The sequence below is a fragment of the Acinetobacter pittii ANC 4050 genome (assembly GCF_000399685.1).
In the GTDB taxonomy this organism is placed as follows: domain Bacteria; phylum Pseudomonadota; class Gammaproteobacteria; order Pseudomonadales; family Moraxellaceae; genus Acinetobacter; species Acinetobacter pittii_E.
The window spans coordinates 510521-533656 of sequence record NZ_KB976987.1; the positions used below are offsets into that span (position 1 = coordinate 510521).

The 23136-nt window shown below is 38.7% G+C and carries 23 protein-coding genes; 14 read left to right on the plus strand and 9 right to left on the minus strand.

Features of this window, described 5'->3' with window-relative positions; genetic code table 11:
- Positions 1 to 14 precede the first annotated feature (14 nt).
- From pgaA to pgaD, 4 genes are read left to right on the plus strand one after another with little or no spacing between them, the layout of a single operon-like run.
- Positions 15 to 2453 carry a poly-beta-1,6 N-acetyl-D-glucosamine export porin PgaA gene (gene pgaA, locus F931_RS06345; protein WP_016140567.1) on the plus strand — a complete coding sequence of 813 codons (2439 nt, stop codon included), beginning with the start codon at positions 15 to 17 and terminating at the stop codon, positions 2451 to 2453.
- On the plus strand, positions 2453 to 4279 hold the full coding sequence (pgaB, locus tag F931_RS06350; protein ID WP_016140568.1) for a poly-beta-1,6-N-acetyl-D-glucosamine N-deacetylase PgaB: 1827 nt from the start codon (positions 2453 to 2455) through the stop codon (positions 4277 to 4279). Before pgaA ends, pgaB begins: the two co-directional genes overlap by 1 nt.
- The gene (pgaC, locus tag F931_RS06355; protein ID WP_016140569.1) at positions 4279 to 5526 is read left to right on the plus strand and encodes a poly-beta-1,6-N-acetyl-D-glucosamine synthase; all 1248 of its coding nucleotides are present in this window, start codon (positions 4279 to 4281) and stop codon (positions 5524 to 5526) included. Before pgaB ends, pgaC begins: the two co-directional genes overlap by 1 nt.
- Positions 5523 to 5981, plus strand: a complete 459-nt coding sequence (gene pgaD / locus F931_RS06360) for a poly-beta-1,6-N-acetyl-D-glucosamine biosynthesis protein PgaD (protein ID WP_016140570.1) — start codon at positions 5523 to 5525, stop codon at positions 5979 to 5981. The genes pgaC and pgaD overlap by 4 nt, the downstream gene beginning before the upstream one ends.
- 42 nt (positions 5982 to 6023) lie before the next feature.
- Here pgaD and F931_RS06365 read toward each other — a convergent pair whose 3' ends face one another.
- From F931_RS06365 to F931_RS06385, 5 genes are all read right to left on the minus strand, one after another.
- The gene (locus tag F931_RS06365) at positions 6024 to 6587 is read right to left on the minus strand and encodes an NAD(P)/FAD-dependent oxidoreductase (protein ID WP_016140571.1); all 564 of its coding nucleotides are present in this window, start codon (positions 6585 to 6587) and stop codon (positions 6024 to 6026) included.
- Between the two features lie 148 nt (positions 6588 to 6735).
- Positions 6736 to 7740: an LLM class flavin-dependent oxidoreductase gene (yhbW, locus tag F931_RS06370; protein WP_016140572.1), complete on the minus strand. Its 1005-nt coding sequence runs from the start codon at positions 7738 to 7740 to the stop codon at positions 6736 to 6738.
- Between the two features lie 133 nt (positions 7741 to 7873).
- Complete coding sequence (locus tag F931_RS06375) at positions 7874 to 8380, minus strand: hypothetical protein (protein ID WP_016140573.1); 507 nt, start codon at positions 8378 to 8380, stop codon at positions 7874 to 7876.
- A gap of 237 nt (positions 8381 to 8617) precedes the next feature.
- Positions 8618 to 9037: a glycine zipper domain-containing protein gene (locus tag F931_RS06380; RefSeq protein ID WP_016140574.1), complete on the minus strand. Its 420-nt coding sequence runs from the start codon at positions 9035 to 9037 to the stop codon at positions 8618 to 8620.
- 192 nt (positions 9038 to 9229) lie between these two features.
- Positions 9230 to 10135 (minus strand): LysR family transcriptional regulator, encoded by a 906-nt coding sequence (locus F931_RS06385; protein WP_016140575.1) that lies wholly within the window; start codon positions 10133 to 10135, stop codon positions 9230 to 9232.
- A gap of 119 nt (positions 10136 to 10254) precedes the next feature.
- Between F931_RS06385 and F931_RS06390 the strand changes: the two genes are divergently transcribed.
- From F931_RS06390 to prmC, 3 genes are all read left to right on the plus strand, one after another.
- Positions 10255 to 11094 carry a type 1 glutamine amidotransferase domain-containing protein gene (locus F931_RS06390; protein ID WP_016140576.1) on the plus strand — a complete coding sequence of 280 codons (840 nt, stop codon included), beginning with the start codon at positions 10255 to 10257 and terminating at the stop codon, positions 11092 to 11094.
- Between the two features lie 293 nt (positions 11095 to 11387).
- Complete coding sequence (gene prfA, locus F931_RS06395; protein ID WP_002119588.1) at positions 11388 to 12476, plus strand: peptide chain release factor 1; 1089 nt, start codon at positions 11388 to 11390, stop codon at positions 12474 to 12476.
- Positions 12476 to 13297 carry a peptide chain release factor N(5)-glutamine methyltransferase gene (prmC, locus tag F931_RS06400; RefSeq protein ID WP_016140577.1) on the plus strand — a complete coding sequence of 274 codons (822 nt, stop codon included), beginning with the start codon at positions 12476 to 12478 and terminating at the stop codon, positions 13295 to 13297. The genes prfA and prmC overlap by 1 nt, the downstream gene beginning before the upstream one ends.
- A gap of 7 nt (positions 13298 to 13304) precedes the next feature.
- Here prmC and F931_RS06405 read toward each other — a convergent pair whose 3' ends face one another.
- Complete coding sequence (locus tag F931_RS06405) at positions 13305 to 14333, minus strand: AraC family transcriptional regulator (RefSeq protein ID WP_016140578.1); 1029 nt, start codon at positions 14331 to 14333, stop codon at positions 13305 to 13307.
- A gap of 169 nt (positions 14334 to 14502) precedes the next feature.
- Here F931_RS06405 and F931_RS06410 point away from each other — a divergent pair, with 169 nt between their 5' ends.
- The gene (locus tag F931_RS06410) at positions 14503 to 15273 is read left to right on the plus strand and encodes a 3-hydroxyacyl-CoA dehydrogenase (protein ID WP_016140579.1); all 771 of its coding nucleotides are present in this window, start codon (positions 14503 to 14505) and stop codon (positions 15271 to 15273) included.
- A 19-nt stretch (positions 15274 to 15292) separates the two neighbouring features.
- Complete coding sequence (acads, locus tag F931_RS06415; protein ID WP_016140580.1) at positions 15293 to 16429, plus strand: acyl-CoA dehydrogenase family protein; 1137 nt, start codon at positions 15293 to 15295, stop codon at positions 16427 to 16429.
- Positions 16430 to 16558: 129 nt separating this feature from the next.
- Here the strand turns inward: acads and F931_RS06420 are convergent, their stop codons facing one another.
- A complete protein-coding gene (locus F931_RS06420) occupies positions 16559 to 17137 on the minus strand; it encodes a flavin reductase family protein (RefSeq protein WP_016140581.1) in 579 nt (192 codons plus the stop codon).
- Positions 17138 to 17309: 172 nt separating this feature from the next.
- Between F931_RS06420 and moeB the strand changes: the two genes are divergently transcribed.
- The 5 genes from moeB to F931_RS06445 all read left to right on the plus strand — a co-directional run bounded on the left by moeB (position 17310) and on the right by F931_RS06445 (position 21063).
- On the plus strand, positions 17310 to 18086 hold the full coding sequence (gene moeB, locus F931_RS06425; protein WP_016140582.1) for a HesA/MoeB/ThiF family protein: 777 nt from the start codon (positions 17310 to 17312) through the stop codon (positions 18084 to 18086).
- Between the two features lie 58 nt (positions 18087 to 18144).
- Complete coding sequence (locus tag F931_RS06430; RefSeq protein WP_016140583.1) at positions 18145 to 19443, plus strand: ABC1 kinase family protein; 1299 nt, start codon at positions 18145 to 18147, stop codon at positions 19441 to 19443.
- 15 nt (positions 19444 to 19458) lie between these two features.
- Positions 19459 to 19839 carry a dihydroneopterin aldolase gene (gene folB / locus F931_RS06435; protein ID WP_016140584.1) on the plus strand — a complete coding sequence of 127 codons (381 nt, stop codon included), beginning with the start codon at positions 19459 to 19461 and terminating at the stop codon, positions 19837 to 19839.
- Positions 19796 to 20233 carry a 2-amino-4-hydroxy-6-hydroxymethyldihydropteridine diphosphokinase gene (locus F931_RS06440; RefSeq protein ID WP_016140585.1) on the plus strand — a complete coding sequence of 146 codons (438 nt, stop codon included), beginning with the start codon at positions 19796 to 19798 and terminating at the stop codon, positions 20231 to 20233. Before folB ends, F931_RS06440 begins: the two co-directional genes overlap by 44 nt.
- A gap of 281 nt (positions 20234 to 20514) precedes the next feature.
- A complete protein-coding gene (locus F931_RS06445; protein WP_016140586.1) occupies positions 20515 to 21063 on the plus strand; it encodes a DUF2799 domain-containing protein in 549 nt (182 codons plus the stop codon).
- A 43-nt stretch (positions 21064 to 21106) separates the two neighbouring features.
- On the opposite strand, the gene coq7 is transcribed toward F931_RS06445, so the two are convergent.
- Complete coding sequence (gene coq7 / locus F931_RS06450) at positions 21107 to 21742, minus strand: 2-polyprenyl-3-methyl-6-methoxy-1,4-benzoquinone monooxygenase (RefSeq protein ID WP_016140587.1); 636 nt, start codon at positions 21740 to 21742, stop codon at positions 21107 to 21109.
- A gap of 3 nt (positions 21743 to 21745) precedes the next feature.
- Positions 21746 to 23068: an MFS transporter gene (gene lplT, locus F931_RS06455; protein ID WP_025470276.1), complete on the minus strand. Its 1323-nt coding sequence runs from the start codon at positions 23066 to 23068 to the stop codon at positions 21746 to 21748.
- Positions 23069 to 23136 lie beyond the last annotated feature (68 nt).

Sequence of the window (23136 nt, forward strand, 5' to 3'; positions counted from 1 at the left end):
ATCCGATTATCAAAATGCTAAGAAAATGTGTTTTTTCATTGGTATATATCTTGCCACTTAATTTATATGCCGCTCAAGTGGATGAATTGCGAGAGCAAGCTATTCATATTTACAAAACTGGACAAACTCAACAAGCAATATTGCAACTAGAACAATTGCTAAATAAGTACCCGCATGACCAAAAGTTGCTAGCCGATTATTTAGTTGTAATGGCAAGTGAGAAAAAAGATCTAATGACTTTTTCTCAACATTTAGCAAATATTAATTATGTGAATTTTCCAGAATATGGGCAATTCCCATTAATACGTAATTTCCGTGATTTTAAACACTTTAAAAATGCGATTGAATGGTCAAACAAATTTAATATTCAAAAAACGCCTGATGGGCAAATTTTGTTAGCAGTTTTATATGCCGAGGCTCAAGATACTGTAAATGCAAAACTACACTTAAAAAATATTAAAAGTAAAAAACTTACAGCAGATCAACTTGTTCAAGTTGCCTATGCGTATCGACTCATCAATTCACCTGTAGATGCTTTATCTGCAATTGAGCAAGCTTATCAGCAACAACCAAAGTCTTTTGCAGTTTTGCAAGAATATACTTACGACTTAGCCGCTGTAGGCGCTTATAAAAAAGCTCAGCAGTTATTGCTTGCCAGTGATAAAAATGTACAAACTGAATCGCTTCAGCATTGGTTAAAGGTCAGTGAGTTTTCTCAACGCGTAAATAATGCAATTACTCGCTATAAATATCTCAATCGAGAAGGTTTATCGGATAGTGAAGGTTTTGCAGAGTTAGATGAGGTATTGAAGCAAGGTGAACAAATACAGCCTTTGATTCAATCTTCAGACCCTAATTATTTAAGATTTCATTATGACTATTTGTATGCTTTGGACTTTCGTGGACGTAGCCGTACAGTATTAGATGAGTTCGCTAAATTAAATGTGCCTTTAGAAAAACTACCGGCTTATGTGCGTCATGCGATTGCTGATAGTTATTTAGCTGAAAGACAACCGCAGCAAGCTGAATTTGCTTTTAAAACCCTGCTTACCGAAAAAAACTACTCAGATATGACGGTATATACGGGGCTTTATTATTCTTATATTGAACAAGAAAAATATAAACAAGCTGAACAACTTTTGAGTGACGTTGATCGGTTGATTCCTACGTATAAATATAGTCAAGCGAAAGGCGTAGATAAATCAAGCCATCCTGATCGTGATGATTATATTGCTTTACAAGGTATGCATTTAGCTTATGCAAATCATTTGGATCAATCAGAAAAACACTTTCAGAAACAAGTAAATCTTGCACCTGCTAATGAAGGTTTAATTAATAACCTTGCTCGTATTGAGCGCTGGAGAGATAAGCCATTACAGGCGAAGCAAATAATTGATCGTTTAAATGGCTTAACACCAGTTGCTAAAGATACGCGTATTAACCAAATGCAAAATGCTCAGGCATTAGGGAATATTCCTGAGTGGCGCAAAAGCACAGAAAGTCTTTTGCAATATTATCCTGAAGATAGTGGGGTAGTTAAAAGTCGAAAAGAGTTGGATGATCGTGATAGAGCAACGATCTCGCACTCAACAACTTGGGGCCAAAGTAAAGCAGAGAACAGTGATTCTGTGAGTGGGCAAAATGGTTTGAAAGACCGCGAAATGGAAACTCGCATTAATAGCCCGTGGATTAAAGATAATTATCGTCTATTTGCTTGGCATCAAGATCGTTACGGAGAATACCGTTTTGGGGATGTGCATGACCAACGTTATGGGGTCGGCGCTGAGTGGCAAGCAAACCGTAAGGCATTGTCAGCAATCTTGTCGCAAAGTACAGATGGTGGACAAGCCGGTGTTCGTCTTGATTGGTCGCAATGGTTAAACGACCATTGGCAATATCAATTGCAATATGACAGCCAAGCTAATATTCCATTACAGGCAATTGATGCTGGTGAGGATGGACAAGCTTACCGTGCTGCTCTGACATGGCAAAAAGATGAGTCACGTCAAATTGGGGCAAGTTATGGCTTAACCGATATAAGTGACGGTAATAAACAACAAGAGTTTTCTACTTTTTGGCGCGAGCGATTATTTGATGCACCTCATCATATTACCTATGGAACGGTGCGTGGGTTTTATGGCAGCAATAGCCAAGATCAGACCGCTTACTTTAGCCCAAGCAATCATTACAGCGCTGAGTTGAATTTAAGCCATGACTGGGTTACTTGGCGAGAATATGAACGCTCATTTAAACAGCATTTTGAAGCTGGAGTCGGGCTTTATAAACAAGCAGATTACTCAGCTCGACCAACATACTCTTTGCAATATCAACATCAATGGCAGCTCTCACGGACTTGGCAACTTAATTATGGAATTGGTTGGCAATATCATCCATACGATGGTCATGATGAACAACATACCTACGGTATTTTCGGATTTGAAGGGCGTTTTTAATGAATAATATGATGTCAAAAATGTTGAGTTGCGTGTTTGCTTCAACATTATTACCCGTACAATTTTCCTATGCCCATGTTGAAACTGAACTACCAAAAAATCATACGGTTTCTTTAACTTTTCATGATGTCCGAGATGACGTACTTAAGGAAGGTGACCGTGATGTTTATGCAATTCAGACCAATAATCTGGCGCAGTTTCTTGATTGGCTCAGTCAGTCTGACTGGAAACCAATTCGCTTAAAAGACATTGAAGAGGCGCGTAAACAAGGTAAAGAATTACCTCATAACTCTATTCTACTCACCTTCGATGATGGTGCTTTGAGTAGTTACAGCCGAGTATTTCCTTTACTTAAGCAATATCAGATTCCAGCAGTTTTTGCTCTTCCAACCAGTTGGTTAAATGGCAATACTCAAGCAGGTTATGAAGCTTATGGCCAAGGTAATTTGGTGAACTGGGCTCAAGTTCGTGAAATGCAAGCCTCTGGTTTAGCAGAGTTTGCAAGCCATAGCGATGATTTACATCATGGTGTATTAGCCAATCCTCAAGGCAATGAGCAACCTGCTGCGACTTCTTATGCCTATTTAAAATCGCAATCACGTTATGAAACCGATGCAGAATATCAACAACGTATTTTGCAGGATTTAAAAAAATCTTATGCAGTTTTAAAAAAAGAAATAGGTGTTAATCCTAAAGCAATTATTTGGCCATATGGCGCGGTAAATGAGCAATTAGAAAAACTAGCACAACAGGCAGGTTTTCAATTTTCGTTCAGTCTGGGACGTGATGGCATGAATCGCGTAAGTGACTCAACTTTTAACCGCAGCTTGGTCATTAATAATCCTACGGACGAACAACTGACAGAAGGCATGATAAATATTCTGAATTTTGAAGAGTCAGATTTATTTAAGCAACCTCGTCACTTTGTAAGTATGGATTTAAAGGAGTTAGCAGCTCAACAAAATGCTCAGACCGATGAAAAATTAGGGCAGTTATTATCAAAATTATATAGCTTAAGAAACAATGCTTTAATCTTAAAGCCTTTAGATGATAAAGATGGGGATGGGCAATATGATGTTGCTTATTTCCCTACAAATAAAATGTCTGTCCAACAAGATATTTTAAACCGTAGTTTATGGCAGGCTCAAACTCGTGCGGGTCAATCGGTAATATTAGAATTACCAGCTTATCCGCAAAAAGATAAACCATTTTTAACTGTAGATTTGGCTAAGGATATAGCACGCTTTAACAGTAATTTAAGTGGTGTTCAACTTAATGCGGGAACATCTTTAAATTGCGCAATGCAAAAAATCACAGTTCAGGAAAATAGTTGCATTGAACAATCTAAACAGCTCGCACAACTTGCCCAGCTGACTAAAAAAGCAGTTAAACCTTATTTAAATATGAGTAATCAGGCACAGTTTAGTTTATTGCTTACACCTGATTTAGATCATATCGAAAATCTACCTGAGCTTATAAAAACGCTTTTATTGCAACATGATTTAGTCAATTTAAAGTTCGATGTGATTGGCAAGAAAAAGCAATTTAATCAGTTATTAATGCTTTTAAATACACTTGATGAAAATGATAAGCAAAGATTAATGCTGACTTTAGCGTTACCAGAAAAATCGCAAAAAACTGCTTGGACTGAAGTGCAGCAAGCCCTCTTTGCTATTCAGCGGATAGGCATTCAGAAATTTGGTATTGATGGCTATGATTTTGAAAAATCAAAAGATGTTCATCAATATTTATATAATCCGATTAGTTTGAATGCTAGCCCTGTGATGTATCAGCCTTTTGCTGGATTGGTAGAGGGGAAAAAGTAATGAGAGTATTGCTCGATATTCTGTTTGCTTTTGCCTTTTTATATCCCTTACTGATGGCATGGACATGGATGGTAGGCGGACTCTGGTTCTTCTTTAAAAGAGAATACCGTGAACAAGCGCTTCCTGAACCTACAGGCGAAGGATGCAGTATCATCATTCCGTGTTTTAACGAAGAAGCGCAAGTACGCCAAACAATTCGTTATGTGCTACAAACCCAATATCCTAATTTTGAAGTGATCGCCGTCAATGATGGAAGTAGTGACAGAACAGCTGAAATTCTCGATGAATTGTCAGCGCAAGATTCACGACTTCGGGTTGTGCATTTGGCAGAAAATCAGGGTAAGGCCGTAGCTTTAAGATCGGGAGTATTGGTGAGTAAATACGAATATCTGGTTTGTATTGATGGCGATGCATTACTACATCCGCATGCCGTACTTTGGTTAATGCAACCCTTTATTAATTTCCCGCGAATTGGTGCCGTAACGGGGAATCCAAGAATTTTAAACCGATCTAGTATTTTAGGTAAATTACAGGTAGGTGAATTTTCTTCGATTATTGGTTTGATCAAACGTGCACAGCGTACATATGGTCGTATTTTTACAGTATCAGGTGTGATTGCAGCATTTCGTAAAACAGCACTTGTTCGAGTGGGATTTTGGTCAGACGATAAAATTACCGAAGATATTGATATTTCATGGAAGCTACAGCTCGACCATTGGGATATTCAGTATATTCCGCAAGCGCTTTGCTATATCTATATGCCTGAGACATTTAAAGGGTTATGGAAACAACGTCTTCGCTGGGCACAAGGTGGGGTAGAGGTTCTTATAGAATATATTCCACAAATGTTCAAACTGCGTGTTCGCAGAATGTGGCCTGTCATGATTGAGGCGCTAGTCAGTATTATCTGGTCTTATGTCATGATTATGATCTTCACGCTATTTTTTGTGGGATTATTTATTGAACTGCCTCAACAATGGCAAATCAAAACGCTTATGCCACAGTGGTACGGTGTAATACTCGGCGGAACATGTTTAATTCAGTTTTTAGTGAGTTTGTGGATTGACCAGCGCTATGACCGAGGGCGTTTCTTTAGAAATTACTTTTGGGTCATTTGGTATCCGTTATTTTTCTGGTTACTGACTTTGTTTACAAGTGTTGTGGCGGTACCAAAAACTTTATTTAACACTAAAAAACGTGCTCGCTGGGTAAGTCCAGACCGAGGCTTCCGTGGAGATAACCCATGAAACCTGAGGAAAATAAGAATATCGAAGCGCTAGATATTCCTGAATATATTGACCAGCCAGAATATGTCAAAAATAAAACGGCAAACTATACATTACAAACAGTTGGTTGGTTCTGTTTAATGTGGTTGCTATTTCCGTTGGTTTCATTGTTTTTATGGGTGTTTGAAGGGCATTTAATTTATGACTACGTCTGGGTTGACCATATATCAGAAGTTAAGACCTTACTACATTTAGCATTGCTCATCGGAATTAGTGCGCTCATTTTAATTTTGTGGGCGAGCTATAACTGGATTAGATTTAGTGGCGAGGATCGACGAGTTAAGGCACCTAATAGTTCAGTTGAATTACTAGCCGCCCAATTTTTGGTTACGCCTGAGATGTTAACTGACTTGCAAAAAAAACAACGCATCATTTTGCATTACGATGATCATGGTAATTTGCAAAAATATGAGTAAATAAAAAAAAAGCATGGTTTTTAAACCATGCTTTTTTTATTTTTATACGGTGGTTCTAATAATGATATCAATGGGGTGTTCTATACCGTCCATACTATGAATAGAAGTAGGGGTAATCTTAACAATGGGCCAAGTTTGTAATTTACAGTTAGGTTTTTGAAGTGCCGCATAATAGCTATCAGATTTAAAAAACACTTTTTTGCTGGTTGCAATATTGGGGGTTAAAAGGTGTTTAAGCCACGTTTCACTCACTTGCGTGTCAAGAAAACGTAAGGCCAAAAGACTTTTTACTCGATTGTTAAATAATCTCCGGTTTTTGATAATGAGTGGATGGGTAATTAACTTATTTGTACCCATTTGACTGTGGGGCAAAATAAAGTGTGGTGTGATTTGAAATACAGTCACAAATTTTGCTTGCTGACAGATTTTTTCAAGATGCGTCACGCTATCTTGATTAGTACCAATAATTGCGACAGTTGAATGTGAAAAGTCAAATTCTTTAATTGAACTTGATGAAATCACTTGTCCAGTAAAACCTTCAAAATCTTGAGAAGTATTCTGAAAAGTTACTGATTTTGAAGTGTTATTTTTAATATTAATACTCATTTTCCAAAAGTCCTTTTGGTTTTTAAATCATGATGTTTTTATCGTTTTAATATAAATAACCAAGCAGGAAGTTGGGGTAAAGTCTTTTCAGATAGATGGTCGTCCCATACTCAAAATCAATTCAAGTATGGGAATGTGAAACGGAGTTTTAATGTTCTGTTTTTACATTCATGAGCTGGGTAAAGCTTTCTAAACGTTTAGCTGTATCGTATACATCACATGTAAAAATAAACTCATCAACATCGTATGTTGCTAAAAGCTTTTGTAAACCAGTGCGAACTGTATCTACAGAACCAATTTGCGCCATTGCATAGAAGTTTTCGACAGACAGTTGTTCTGCTGTATTCCATAATCCCTGCATTGATTCAACCGGTGGTTTAAGCTTTAAACTTTCTCCGCGGATTAAACCTAGTACGCGTTGGTATGCGCTGGTTGCTAAATATTGTGCTTCTTCATCCGTGTCTGCCACAACAACAGGCACACCCATTGAAACATATGGTTTATCTAGATATTCAGAGGGCTCAAAGTTCTCTCGATAGAGTTGAATCGCTTGGCCTAACATACGTGGTGCGAAATGCGAGGCAAATGAGTACGGAAGTCCAAGTTTTGCCGCAAGTTGTGCACTAAAAAGGCTAGATCCCAGTAACCAAACAGGAACATGTGTGCTTTGCCCAGGTGTTGCAATAATTTTTTGACCTGCCTGAGGTACATCGAAATATTTTAAAATTTCGACAACATCTCTTGGAAATTGATCTTCTGTTTCTTGATGACCACGACGTAGAGCTCGCATTGTGAGTTGGTCTGTACCAGGAGCACGACCTAAACCAAGTTCAATACGATTTGGATAAAGTGTAGCAAGTGTCCCAAATTGTTCTGCAACAACGAGAGGGGCATGATTAGGGAGCATAATTCCGCCCGAGCCTAAACGAATATGCTGTGTATGTGCTGCAATGAAACCGAGCAAGACGGCTGTAGCTGAACTTGCGATACCATCCATGTTGTGATGCTCTGCAAGCCAGAAACGTTCATAACCCAGCTTTTCTGCATGTTGTGCTAATTCTAGTGCGTGGCGTAATGAAAATTCGATAGTTTTATCATTACGAATGGGAGCAAGTTCCAAAATTGAAAACTTGGTATCTTGAAGTGATCGCATGCGATATTCTCGAATAAGGATATATCGAAATACTACGATATATGAAGTTCGATGTATATCGTTTTTTTTCGATATTAATTTTTATCATGCAATAAAAAAGCACCCGAAGGTGCTATTTTGACTCATATATAAATTAACGGTTTTTATACCAGCCACGGTGTAAGCCATTGTCATGGCGACGGCTACCACCTTTATAATAACGACGGTCACCATCGTAATATCTACGGTCATCACGATCATAACGACCACGGTCGTAACGGTCATCGTAATTACGGTCTTCAGCTACTTTACGACCGAGTGCCGAACCACCAGCTGCACCTACTGCTGCACCGATGTAACCACCATTTGTACCGCCCATATTTTTTCCAACGGTATAACCAGCACCACCACCTAATGCACCGCCAATCGCAGCTTCTGTACGATTGCGACGATCACTCGCTGCGGCTGCACCACCAGCTCCACCTAAAGCAGCACCAATTGTCGCTCCAGATGTACCACCAATGCTTTTACCAATCGCTGTACCAACTACACTACCTAAAGCAGATGTTGCAGCAACACGCGTACCATTATCTGCATGTGCAACTGTTACCATAGAAGACGTTGCAAGTACTGCACTAGCTAACCAAATATTCATTTTCATCTTGGAACTCCATGTCCTTTTTACTGAAAGGACAGTATTTTTATCTTGAGGTAAATGTAATAAAAAATTTCGTGATAATTATGGAGAAGCCAAACGGAGATACGAGTGTTTTGTGTCGGTTTGTATGGTTTGTATTAATATGTGGATAAATCATGTGCATACAAAAGGGTAGCGTGAAAATCTATCAAAAAGAAAAAAGCACCCGAAGGTGCTTAAATGTCTATTCATCAACTTTGATTAGTGATGACGACGGTGTTTTTTCTTCCAGTGCTTAGACGATCTGTCAGCATCACGGTCTTTAGAGATTTTATTACCTAAAGCAGAACCACCTGCCGCGCCTAAAGCAGCACCGATGTAACCACCGTTTGTACCGCCCATGCTTTTACCAACGGTATAACCAGCACCACCGCCTAAACCACCGCCAATTGCAGATTCTGTACGGTGACGACGATCACTTGCAACAGCTGCACCACCAGCACCACCTAAAGCAGCACCAATTGTTGCGCCAGAAGTACCGCCCATACTTTTACCAATTGCAGTACCAGCGACACTACCTAGAGCAGAAGCAGCTGCTACATGTGTTGTATTGTCAGCATGCGCTACAGTAACCATAGAAGTTGCTAAAACAGCGCTACATAACCAAGCATTTAATTTCATTTTCTACTCCGTGTCCTTAACTGCAGGACCCCTAATCTTTTGTTACGGCAAATGTAACAAAACACTTCTCCTAAAATATGGAGAACCATCTTTTGAGTATTGCAGTTTAGTGTCTGGTTTGTATGTTTTCTATTAAAATAGAATATTTAATACTCATGTAGAAAAAGTAATTCTCATTTAACATTCTTAAGTTTATTTACGGTCAGTTGAACACAAGAAGTCAATGAAAGCTCGTGTGGCGGAAGACATATGCTTATGTTGTGCATATAGTAAAGAGAAAGGGCGGGTGTGACCTGCATATGGCTCAAGTAAAGGCTGTAGCGTTCCTTGTTGAATTTTTTCATTAACGATAAAGTCGTAACTCTGGCATATCCCTAGTCCATTTTCAGCAAGAGAAACGACTCCTAAAATATCTTCTTTTACTAAAATCCGATTTGTTGGTATCCACTGAATTTCCTGATCTATATCTTTAAGAAACCATGGAGTGACCTTGCCATTACTTGGTAACTCAAAGGCTATACATTGATGATGATTTAATTCTTCTAGCGTTTTTGGAATACCCATACGCTTTAAATAAGTGGGTGAGGCAACAAGTTTTAAAGGGGCCTGCTCTAAAGGTCGAGCTACAAAAGAGCTATTTGGAAGATGTCCTTGACGAATAGCTAAATCAAATCCTTCAGCAATTAAATCAACGTTTCGATTAGAAATACTGATTTCAATTTGAATGTCCGGATATTGCAAAAGAAATTTTTCTAATAAGGGAGGTAACCGATAATGCCCATAAGTTGTAGGAACACTTAATTTAATCTTTCCAGAAATTTGTAGTTGTTCACCTTGAATCACACGCTCTGCATGGTCAATTAACTGAAAAGCATGTTGCATTTTTTCATAATAAAGTTGACCAGCTTCAGTCAGGCTTAAATGGCGAGTCGTTCGTCTAAAAAACTGTATCCCTAATTTTTTCTCTAGCCGTGTAATTGTTCTACTAATAACGGAGGGTGTGGTGGACAAATAAATTGCCGCTGCGCTAATAGAAAGCTTCTCAGCTACAATTAAAAACACTTCAACATCGGCAAGGTAGTCAAATTGACGAGACATTTTGTCCTCAAACGCAAAAAAGATTTGTAAATGGAGTTGTTTTTCTACCTCTGGGGTAAAAATAGAATATATCCATCCCAGTTATAAATCCAGCAAATGCTTGGAATGAAGGTCGAATAATGAAGATGTTAAATAAAATAATGTTTGCAATGATTACCGCTTCAGCAGCGTTAAGTGCAAATGCAGCTCATGTATTGGTTGTGTTGTCTGATGAAGCCCAATTAGAGCTAAAGAATAATCAGGTTTTTAAAACAGGTTTTTACCTTAATGAATTGATGCAGCCTACAAAAATGCTTTTAGATGCAGGCCACACAGTAACTTTTGCGACCCCTCATGGTAAAGCTCCGACTTTAGATGAGTCATCAAATAGTGCAATGTATTTTAACCAAGATGAAAAAGCGTTAAAGCAATATGCAGGTTTATTGCATAATCTAAAGTTAACCTCTCCTCAAGATTCTCCAGTTTTGAGTTTGTCTCGTATCGAGCAAATTGGGTTTGATAAGTTTGATGCGATTTATATTCCGGGTGGACATGCGCCCATGCAAGACTTATTAAAAGATAAACAACTTGGCAAAGTTCTCACGGCTTTTCATAAAGCTGGAAAACCTACCGCATTGGTTTGCCATGGTCCTATCGCTTTAATGTCAACTTTACCTAATGCTTCGGAAGTAGTTAGCCAACTAGAACAAGGTAAAACAGTCAAAACTGGTGAATGGATTTATAAAAATTATCGAATGACGGTGATTAGCAATCAAGAAGAAGAGCAAGCAAAAGCTTTGTTAAAAGGTGGTGAAATGAAGTTCTATCCGCAAACGGCTCTACAGTCTATAGGAGGTAAATATCAAAGTAATACAACTGCCTGGACTCCAAACGTGGTAGTAGATCGTGAGCTTATTACTGGACAAAATCCAGCCTCGGCTGTTCTTGTCGGTAAAACTTTGTTAGGGAAATTAAAATAAGATAACCGTGATAGAGAGGCTTTAGAAATAAAGTCTCTCTTGTCATAGACGCTTTAAAAAGCTGATTTATTATTCTTAATAAAAAGCAAAATTCTAGATTACTCGATAAATCTCATCTGAAATCATTGTATTGATATATCGCTACTGACTATGAAAGTTGATGAATTGGCTGATTATATATGTCATTTAAGCGCCATAATCTGTAAACTATGCGCTATTTTTACGATTTTGCTTATCTTCTATACTTACATAGCGTTCGATAAGCTTTTTGGACTTTTGAGATATTTCCTCTTATGAAAGCGTCACTCCGTTTACGACTTGATCAACTCTGTGATCGACATGAAGAACTTACTGCATTGCTTGCAGATGCTGAAGTGATCTCCGATAACAAACGTTTCCGTAAATTGTCTCGTGAACATAGTGATTTATCTGAAATTACCGAAGTTTGGGGTAAATACCGTCAAGCAGAAGAAGATATTGAAACTGCTGAGATGATGAAGTCTGACCCAGACTTCAAAGATATGGCAGAAGAAGAGATTCAGGCGAATAAAACATTGCTTGAAGAATTAGAAAGCCAGCTCAATATTTTAATGATTCCAAAAGATCCAAATGACTCTAACGCGGCTTATTTAGAAATTCGCGCTGGAACAGGTGGTGATGAGGCCGCAATTTTCTCTGGTGATTTATTCCGCATGTACAGTAAATATGCCGAGACACAAGGTTGGCGTATTGAAGTTCTTTCTGAAAATGAAGGCGAGCATGGTGGTTTTAAAGAAGTCATTTGCCGCGTAGATGGTGATGGCGTTTACGGTCGCTTAAAATTTGAAAGTGGTGCTCACCGAGTGCAACGTGTTCCTGCAACTGAATCACAAGGGCGCGTTCATACTTCAGCATGTACAGTTGCGATCTTGCCTGAAATTGATGTCGATACCAACGTTGAAATTAATCCGGCAGATTTACGTATTGATACTTACCGTGCATCTGGTGCAGGTGGTCAGCACATTAACAAAACTGACTCGGCAGTGCGTATTACCCACATCCCAACGGGTACAGTGGTTGAGTGCCAAGAAGAACGTTCACAGCATAAAAACAAAGCTAAAGCGATGGCTCTTTTGGTATCGCGTTTAGAAAATGCCAAACGTGCAGCGGCTGATGCAGCAACGTCTGAAATGCGTCGTGATTTAGTAGGTTCTGGTGACCGTTCGGAACGTATCCGTACTTATAACTACCCACAAGGGCGTATGACTGACCATCGTATTAACTTAACTTTATATAAGTTAGACGCGATTATGGAAGGCGATTTAACTGAGTTGCTTGATAGCTTACACCGTGAATATCAGGCAGATCAGTTAGCGATGCTTGCACAGGAAAATGGCGGCTAATGAATATTGCTCAAGCGCTTACAATTCGTGGTGAGCCTGACAGTTATGAACGACAAGAAAATGCTTGGTTACTTGAGCATTTTCTAAAAATAAATTCGCTTGAATTAAAGTTTAGACTTGAGCAAGAGTTAACAGCCCAACAAGAGCAAGACTACTTGGCTGGTATTGAACGTATTCAAAATGGTGAGCCTTTAGCTTACGTGACTGGTTCGCAACCTTTTTGGACGCTCGATTTAAAAGTAACGTCAGATACTTTAGTACCACGACCAGATACTGAAGTTTTAGTTGAAACCGTTTTAAATCTGAATTTGCCAAAGAATGCAAATATTGTGGATTTGGGAACAGGGACAGGTGCAATTGCACTTGCGTTAGCGAGTGAACGTCCAGATTGGCAAGTCACGGCAACGGATATTTATGCACCTACTTTAGAAGTCGCAAAAGAAAACGCACAAGCACATGATTTGCAACATGTGAAATTTGCTCTTGGAGCTTGGTTTGAAGCGCTGGAACCACAAAAGTTTGATTTAATTGTTTCTAATCCGCCGTACATTGATCCCGAAGATGAACACATGCAAGCTTTGGCTACAGAACCACGCCGTGCATTAGTTGCAGATCGTCAGGGGTTGGCTGATATTGAAATTATTATTTCTCAAGGTAAGAGCTGGTTAAACCCAAAAGGCTGGATTGCTCTGGAACATGGTTATGATCAAGGGCAAGCTGTTCGAGGCATTTTCGCAGAGCATGGTTTTAGTGAGATAAAAACTATTCAAGACTATGGCCAAAATGATCGGGTCACTTTGGCTTCATTATTAATAGAATAAGAACGATTTAATCTATAGAGTTAAAGGTTGCTTCCCGATAAGCACCTGGACTAACACCTGTCCATTTTTTAAAGGCACGGTGAAATGCACTTGGGTCATGAAAGTTTAGATCTTCACTAATATCTTGAATTGAGTCATTCGTTTTACTTAAGCGTTCAACCGCAATATCACAGCGGATTTCATTTTTAATTTGTTGATAACTAACTCCTTCATGTTTCAGTCTGCGTTGAACGGTAGCCTCAGAAATATTAAGTTGTTGTGCAACATCTTTGAGTTCTGGCCAGTGCGCAGGGTGGAGTTTTAATAAATGGCGACGAATAAGAACACTCAATGCATTCTCATTTTTAAAACGAACTAAAAGATTTTGCGGCGTTTGCTTTAAAAAATCATAAATCGCTTTTTTATCTTTTTTAATTTTAATATCTAAATAATGAGCATCGAATTCAACTCGATTTACCTCAGTATTAAATTGAATATCTTCACCAAAACGTACGAGATAATCCTGAATATCTTGAGGTTTAGGGCAGCGCACCATAATATTATTTAAGCCTATTCGTTGATCAACTAACCAACATATAAGTCCATGTACCAGTATTAAAAAGGTTGCATAGGTAAACATGCGTTTAGGCTGTTCACGATCATAAATAACCAAATAAGCTTTTTCTTGCTCTCGAATGAGTTCTGCACGTATGTCATCAAGCACAAAGTTAAAAAACTTCAAAATATCGTAGAGTGCCTTTTCTAAAGTTTCGGCCGTACTGACAAGTTTAGTCAGTAACTTATAGCTGCCACGACGCATAGAATGGCTATCCATGCCAAAAAACTCATCATTCATGGCATTGGCAAGCTCTATCCACAATTGGGCATAGGTTGTAACAGGCACACGCGCCTTTGGAGACATCAGTAATTCAGCGGGGATGCCTGCTTTATTTAGAATTATTTGTGTATTTAGACCTTTGGCATAAGCCGCACTCAGTGCTTCATGTACTAGTGCAATCGAAATTGTGCCTTTACTTAAAGAAGACTGAACAACCATGTCAAAGACTCATATTTTCTTCATATATTTCAAGTGAAATATTTCATATTTAAAATTTGGATTGATCAAAAGCTGCAAACATTTTGAGGCTTTTTGAAATTGTATCGGAAAACAACAACTTTTACTCTCACAACTAAAGTTAAAGAATATTTTTATAGGACGTTCCATAATGAAAATTCAAGGAAAACATTTCGTGATTACTGGTGGTGGCTCTGGTCTAGGTGCTGCTACAGCTGAGCATTTAGTAAAGCAAGGTGCTTCAGTCACATTGGTTGATATGAATGTAGAAGCAGGCGAGCAACAGGCGAAACAACTAGGGTCAAAAGCTGACTTTGTAAAACTTGATGTAACCGATGAAGCTGCTGCTGAACAGTTCTTTAAGGATGTTTTGGTAAAACATGGCAGTTTGCATGGTTTAGTTAACTGTGCAGGTATTGGTCCTTCTGCAAAAGTGGTTGGTCGTGAAAGTGTGCATGATTTGACGTTATTTTCAAAGACTTTAAATATTAATGTCACAGGTACATTTAACATGCTGCGTTTTGCAGCAGATGCAATGAGTAAAAACACGGTTGAAGAAGGTGAAGAAGACCGTGGGGTAATTATTAACACTGCTTCTGTTGCGGCATTTGACGGCCAAATTGGACAAGCAGCCTATTCAGCCTCTAAAGGTGCTATTGTGGCGATGACATTGCCAATTGCTCGTGAGCTTGCGCGACATGCTATTCGCATTATGACCATTGCACCGGGAATTATGGAAACACCAATGCTTAAGGGGATGCCACAAAATGTACAAGATGCTTTGGGGCAAATGGTACCGTACCCATCTCGTTTAGGAAAACCAGAAGAATTTGCTCGTTTAGTTGCTCATATTGCTGAAAATTCCTATTTAAATGGAGAAGTTATTCGTTTAGATGGTGCAATTCGTATGGCAGCAAAATAATAAAAATAAGGATGTTGAAATGATTTTAAATGCTGAACAAAGTATGGTTCAGGAGATGGTGCGTAACTACTCGCAAAATCAGTTAAAACCAACAGCCGCACATCGCGATAAAACCCATGCATTTCCTGCGCAGGAATTAAAAGATTTAGGCGCACTAGGCGCTATGGGGATGACCGTACCCGCTGAATGGGGCGGTGCCGGAATGGACTATGTATCTTTGGTGCTTGCAATTGAAGAAATTGCCGCAGGTGATGGTGCTATTTCGACTATCGTAAGTGTTCAAAATTCTTTGATTTGCGGTATTACGCTCGCGTACGGTTCGGAGCAGCAAAAACAAACATATTTGCCAAAATTTGCATCTGGTGAATGGTTAGGATGCTTTTGTTTAACTGAGCCACATGTCGGTTCTGATGCAAGCGCGATTTTATGTAAAGCTGAGCGAGATGGTGACTATTGGGTACTCAATGGCGTAAAGCAATTTATTACCAGTGGTAAAAATGCCCAAGTGGCTTTGGTCTTTGCGGTTACAGATAAACAAGCTGGTAAAAAAGGGATTTCATGTTTTCTTGTGCCGACCAATACACAAGGTTACTTGGTCACTCGAATTGAAGACAAAATGGGCCAACATGCTTCCGACACAGCGACCATTACTTTTGAGGACTGTCGAATTCCCTTAGAAAATTTGGTAGGGCAACAAGGTGAAGGTTATAAAATTGCACTTTCTAATTTAGCAGCTGGACGTATTGGGATTGCTGCTCAATCTGTTGGAATGGCAAGAGCTGCTTTTGATGCAGCGGTGCAATATGCAAATGAACGCAAAGCTTTTGGTGTAGAGTTAGTCCAACATCAGGCAGTGAGTTTTCGTTTAGCCGATATGGCAACCCAGATTGAAGCTGCACATCAGTTGGTTTTACATGCTGCAACTTTAAAAGATGCGGGATTGCCTTGTTTAAAAGAAGCTTCAATGGCAAAGCTATTTGCGTCTACTATGGCTGAGCGAGTGTGTTCGGATGCGATTCAGATTCATGGAGGGTATGGCTATGTCAGTGATTTCCCTGTTGAGAGAATTTATCGGGATGTTCGTGTAAGTCAGATTTATGAAGGTGCTTCTGATATTCAACGTTTAGTGATTGCTCGCGAAGTAACCCAAGTTTAAATATGAGATTTAAAAAAATAGTGAGTGAATGCAAAAGACCGCAATTGTTATGCGGTCTTTTGCAATTAAAACTGTCTAGTTTTAACTTATTTCAATGAAATTATAAAGTTAAAGCTAGCTTTTTGATGATTAAAGTTGAGCTTTGACTTCTTCACCAATTAAATAAAACGTTCCTCCTGCAATATAATGCAGACTTCGAAGTTCTTTCGGTGCATCTTGAAAATACCAGTGCCCATCTCTAAAAACGCGACTATCTGCCCAGGCACCTACAACAGAACCAATAAATAAATCATGTGCTGACTGATTATGCGGTTCTGGAATAAGTTTACATACGAGCCATGCAATACATCCTGATACAAGCGGACTGGTAAGACCTTCTTGGTAAAATAATTCAGTACCACAATGTTCAAGCTTTTCAGCGTCATCCAACTTACTAATGGTTCCAAGTTGCTTGGTCATATCAAGCTGTGCATAGCAGGGAACTTGTAGGGTGAAATAACCACTTTGCTCAACGAGCTGTCGGGTTTTAGTACTTTTGTCGAGAACCACAGACACTTTGGCTGGTTTAAACTCTAAGGCACATGCCCAAGCAGCAGCCATCACGTTGCGGTCATCGCCATGTTGCGCAGAAACAAGGACAGTTGGACCATGATTTAACAAACGATAAGCTTTTTCTAACTCTACTGGTGCAATATATGATTGCGTCATATTTAGCCTAAGTAATAAAGAAAATAGATATTTCTATTGTTGCAGAAAGCTTTATAGATGCAATGTTATTAAACAAGCTTTATAAGAATAAAAACTTGTTTCTATTTTATAGCTTTCATAATGATTGACTTAATCATAAAATCATTTCGCTTCTAAGTGAAAGGATTAACAAGTGACCGAGCTTCAAGATATCGATTTTGTAGAGTTAAGTGATGAAGAAATGCATCTCTATAGCCGTCAGATTTTACTCGATGGATGGGATATTGAAGCTCAGGAAAAACTCAAACTTGCTAATGTGTTGATTGTCGGTGCGGGTGGAATAGGCTGTAGTAGTGCAGAGCTACTTGCACGAGCAGGGGTTGGGAAAATTACACTGATTGATGCAGATACGATCGAGATAAGTAATTTACAGCGCCAAATCGCATTTGGTCATGAAGATATCGGACGTTATAAAGCAGAAATTTTGGCTAAACGTTTACAGAAAATTAACCCTTATATCTGTGTTGAATACTATAACGAACGCTTAGACGAACATAACATTGATAGACTTGTTGAACACCAAGATGTGGTTTTAGATGGATGTGATAATTTTACAACCCGCTATTTGGTAAATGCAGCTTGTAAGAAACATCAGGTGGTATTAATTAGTGCTTCAGCAATTGGTTTTCAGGCACAAATGTTTATGGTTGAAGGAGATTCGGCTTGCTATGAATGTCTTTTTCCGAAAGAACAACATAGTAATGAAGGCCTTCGCTGTGCAGAGTCAGGCGTACTTGCGACTACTCCTGTAATGATAGCGTCATTACAAGCACATCACACATTACTATATTTAGGGTTAAATCGTACCCCTTTAAGGCAGAAACTATTATTGTGGGATGGTTTAAATATGACACAACGTATTGTTAGTTTTGATAAAGATGTAAATTGCCCACTTTGTCAGGCAAGCTAATCAGTAAATGAAACAAAATTTGCTACACTCAACCTGAATGATTTGGTTTTGAAGAAATATGAAAAAAAATATTTTGTTTGATGGGCTGCGTTCAGTCGCCCGCATTGGTGAAACAGCAGTGGTTGCGGCCAAAGCTGGAATTAAATACGCAACTGAAAAACCAAGTAATGCCAAACTCATGCGAGAGACTTTTGAGTCGCTTGGCTCAACTTATATTAAGCTTGGTCAGTTTATTGCCAGTACACCATCGCTTTTCCCTCGTGAATATGTAGAAGAATTTCAAGGTTGTTTAGACCAGACTCCAACACTCCCATTTAGTTATATTCAAGGTGTGCTTGCATCTGAGTTTGAAGGACGTGATTTAAGCCAGATTTTTAGCTACATCGATGAAAAGCCATTAGCTTCTGCGTCAATTGCTCAGGTTCATGCCGCTAAGCTGACTACAGGTGAAGATGTGGTTATTAAAGTACAAAAGCCTGGTGTTGAAACCATTTTATATACTGACTTAAGTGTAGTGCATTGGGCTGCCAAGCTGCTTGAGCGTGCAGTACCAAAGATTAAATTTGCTGCTCTTTCTGAAATTGTTGATGAAATTAAAAGCCGTATGGTTCGTGAAGTCGATTTCATTGAAGAAGCACAAAACTTAGATGATTTTGTGGAATATCTAAACATTTCACAAAATAAAGCTGCAACAGCACCTAAAGTTTATCATCAGTTTTCTACGCGCCGTGTCTTGACCATGCAGCGTTTATACGGCGTGTCTTTGACTGACTTTAGTGTTGTAAAACAATATGCTAAAGATCCATCGCAAGTATTGATTACTGCCATGAATACATGGTTTGGTAGTCTCATGTTGTGTAAGAGTTTCCATGCTGACTTACATGCTGGGAACCTAATGTTGCTTGAAGATGGACGTATTGGTTTTATCGATTTTGGTATCGTGGGGCAGTTAAAGCCTGAAGTTTGGACAGCATGTATTGCGTTTATGGACGCCTTACAAAAGACCGATTATCAGGCAATGGCTGAAAATATGCTGAAAATGGGGATGACCCATAACAAAATTGATGTTCAGGTTTTGGCTCATGATCTAGAGCGTTTGTTTAATGGCGTATTAATGGCCGACCCACAGCAGATATTGTCTTCAAATCCAGCTGATTTAAATGACATCATGATGGATATGGTAGGTGTAGGCGAGCGTCACGGTATTAAATTTCCACGTGATTTTGCTTTATTATTTAAGCAAATGCTTTATTTTGATCGTTTTATGCGCGTACTCGCACCATATACTGATATTTATGCAGACCAACGTTTGAAAATGGTTCAAAATATGGAACCTGCTTCGTTGTTAAAGCATTAAGGTCAGTTTAAATTTATGGATGCCATTATTATTGAAGGCTTGAAGGTTGAGACAGTGATCGGCTGTTTCAACTGGGAAAGACAAATTATTCAACCTTTAATGTTGGATTTAACCATCCATAATGATTTGAGCCGTGCTGCAGAGTCTGACAAACTTGAGGACACACTCAACTATGCGCAGATTTGTGAGTTATCGGCTCAAACTATTCAAAACGCCGAACCTGAATTAATCGAACATGCAGCTCATCTGGTTTTGCAATGCTTATTTGAAACCTTTCCAACAATTGAAAAAATTATCATAACCATCCGTAAGCCAGCCATCATTGCAGAAGCTAATGCTGTAGGAATTCGTCTTGAACGCACCAGAAATAATTTTTGCGCTCGCTCTGGCGAGTAATTTAGATGCAGATCAGCACTTTAATTTTGCTTACACACAATTAGCAACATTGGGGAAAGTGGAGTTTTCATCTGTTTATCAAATTCCATGCCGAGATGGGATTGGAGATGATTATTGGAATTCGGCATGTCTATTAAAAAGCACTTTATCATGTGAACAAATTGAATCTTTTTTAAAGCAACTTGAGTCAGATTCTGGGCGTGTTCGTCCATCGCACCATATTTCTTTAGATGTAGATTTGATTGCGTGGGGAAGTGATCTGGAACATATGCAATTTAATTCTAAAAAATTGCCCTTAGCACTTGATGTAAAAATTCCTTTATATGAGCTTTGGCATTGTGAAACTTTAAAGGCTGACAATACGCTTTATCCAGTGGTTAATTTTAAAGTTTAATACTAATTATGAAATGGAACTTGTTTTGCATACGGTTACAGCCTTTATCATGATTTGAGCTAAGTCCAGTTATCTTATTTGTCGCTGATGATAAATATTGCAGGCTTGGCTATGAATTATAGTTCTTAAATTTGGTGAGATGATCAAACTACTTTAAACTTAAACGCTTATCCAGTTAAACATTGATATATAAATCTTGAATAGAGCAAGACTTATATAGTCCCTGTACTGGAATTTTATTTTTTGCGTTTTTTTAAATTTTATTTTTGAGTTCTCTTAATATGAAAAATATCGGTTTAGCCATTCTGGCCATCAGCCTCTCAGGTTGTGCTGCAATGAGCGTAGAAGAATGTAAGACTGCAAATTGGTCATTAGTGGGTGAGAAAGATGGTTCAAAAGGCTTGTCACCACGATTAGATCAATATTATAAAGCATGTGGAAAGGCTAATATTGTGCCAGATCAAAAGTCATATGATCGCGGGTATAAAGAAGGTCTAGGGTACTATTGTCAGCCAGCGAACATTTTTTATAATGCTTTAGAGGGGAATGGAAATATTAATGTATGCCCAGTTGAACAGCGTAGTCGTTTAAGACCTTATTATCGTGCAGCTTCCGATTACTACAATGCAAAAGCTGAATATGATCGTTATGACGAAAAGTTTAAGCAATATTCGGATAGTGCATACAACGAAAAATTAAAGCCAGAAGAGCGCGAACGTTATCGTAAACTTTTAAGAGAATTACAAATTGATCGTGACCGTATTAATCGCAACTATTGGAACTCAATTCGAGATATCGAACGTTTCAAATATGATCACGGTTTAAAATAATATTTGAAAAAGGATTGATCTGGTTAAGATCAATCCTTTGTTTTTAAAGGTAATAACTTGTTTTTGTCATTAACTTTGAAATAGCAGTCATACTGATTTTTACTGCATAAGGTAATTCAACACCACCTGCTTCAAGCGCAGTATGACGGTGGTGCAATTCATCCTCATTCATTTGCTCTAAAATTTTACGAGAGCGCTCATCTTGAGCTGGTAATTGATTTAAATGGTCTTGCAAATGCATGCTTACCTGACGCTCAGTTTCAGCAACAAATCCTAAGCTATATTTATCACCAGCAATACCTGCAAGAGCGCCCATACCATATGAGAGGCCATACCAGATAGGATTTAATAAGCTTGTATGGCTATTTAACTCTTTTAAACGATCTTCACACCAAGCTAAATGGTCTTGTTCTTCAATTGCTGCTTGCTGCATTTCACGGCGTACATTGGGTAATTTCGCTGTTAATGCTTGTCCATGATAAAGCGCTTGGGCACATACTTCACCACTATGATTAACACGCATTAGGCCTGCAACATGGCGAGCATCTTCTACACCAAGTTTTGTTTCTACTGTTTCAGCTGGGTTTTGACGCTGTGCTGCTGTTGCACCCGGAACAAGACTACGTAATGCTTGATCAAATGAGTTAATAAGCTGATCAATTCCAGTATAGTGGCGCATAAATTAGTCCTCCAAAGAAAGATGTGCTGTGGCAAGCATTGGCTTTAGTCGGGCAAGAAGCCAGATACTAAAGATTGCACTAAGTACAGCTGTAATAATAAATAGTATTTTAATATCAATTTTTAAAACACTTAAGATTAAGATTGAGAAAACTGCAGAAGAAACCATGAATACAGCATTTAAAATGTTGTTTGCTGCTACAACACGAGCACGATGTGAACGTGGTGAGTAAGCCTGCATCATGGCATATAAAGGAACAATGTAAAAACCACCGCTAATTCCCAATAAAGTCACCGCTAACATGACGTGGTAGTAAACCCAGCCTTGAGTGAAAATATCTTTTAAAGTCAGTAATGCTCCAGTTCGTTCAGGTACAAAAGCTAAACTGGCGGCAAGGTAAAGCGCAAAAACAGTAAGACCAATTGCACCGATCGGTACCATTTTAATATTAATTTCTGAACCGCCAATCTTTCGGCAAAGCAGTGAACCGATACCAATTCCTACTGAGAAGAAAGTCAGTAAGAGGCTAACGACATTTTCTGATGCATGCAGATTTTGTTGGGTCAGCTGTGGAATTTGAGTTAAATAAGTCGCTCCATAAAACCAGTACCATGAGTTGCCTAGCAAAATAGTAAATACTAACGGTAAACTTTTGGCATATTTAATCGTTTGGAAACTGGTACGAATGAAATTCCAATCAATATCTAAGCCAGGCGCGGCAACTTTTTGTGGCAAAATGAAGCGACTAAATAAATAGCCTATGCAAGCAATAGCCACTACGGTGATACTAATCCACAATAAATTTCCATCTGATGAGGCAATTACGGCACCACCCAAGATCATACCGAACAAGATTGCCATGGATGTGCCAGATTGAAATAGCGCATTACCTGACATTAACTCATTCGGTTTTAAGATTTCAGGCAAAATTGCGTATTTAATGGGACCGAAGAATGTCGAATGTGTACCCATTAAAAATAAAGCGAAAAGAAGTAGCCATAAGTGACCCCACATGAAACCAGCAGTACCGATGAGCATAATGATGATTTCTAAAATTTTAATGCCACGGACGAGTTGAGAACGCTCATATTTATCTGCAATTTGCCCAGCAGTTGCCGAAAAAAAGAAATACGGCAAAATAAATAAGAGGGCTGCCAAATTATTAAGTGTGCTTACAGGAGCAGATTGTTGCTGAATCCATCCATAAGTAATCACCAATAATAAAGCTTGCTTAAAAACGTTATCATTTAATGCGCCAAAAAACTGGGTAAAAAACATCGGTACAAACCGACGTGAGGTCATCAGGTGCTCATCTTGTTTCATCATGTGCAAACTTCATTGTGTTTTATAAAAAAATGTGACCGAGTGTTAATTTGCATCGAAAACCATGTATG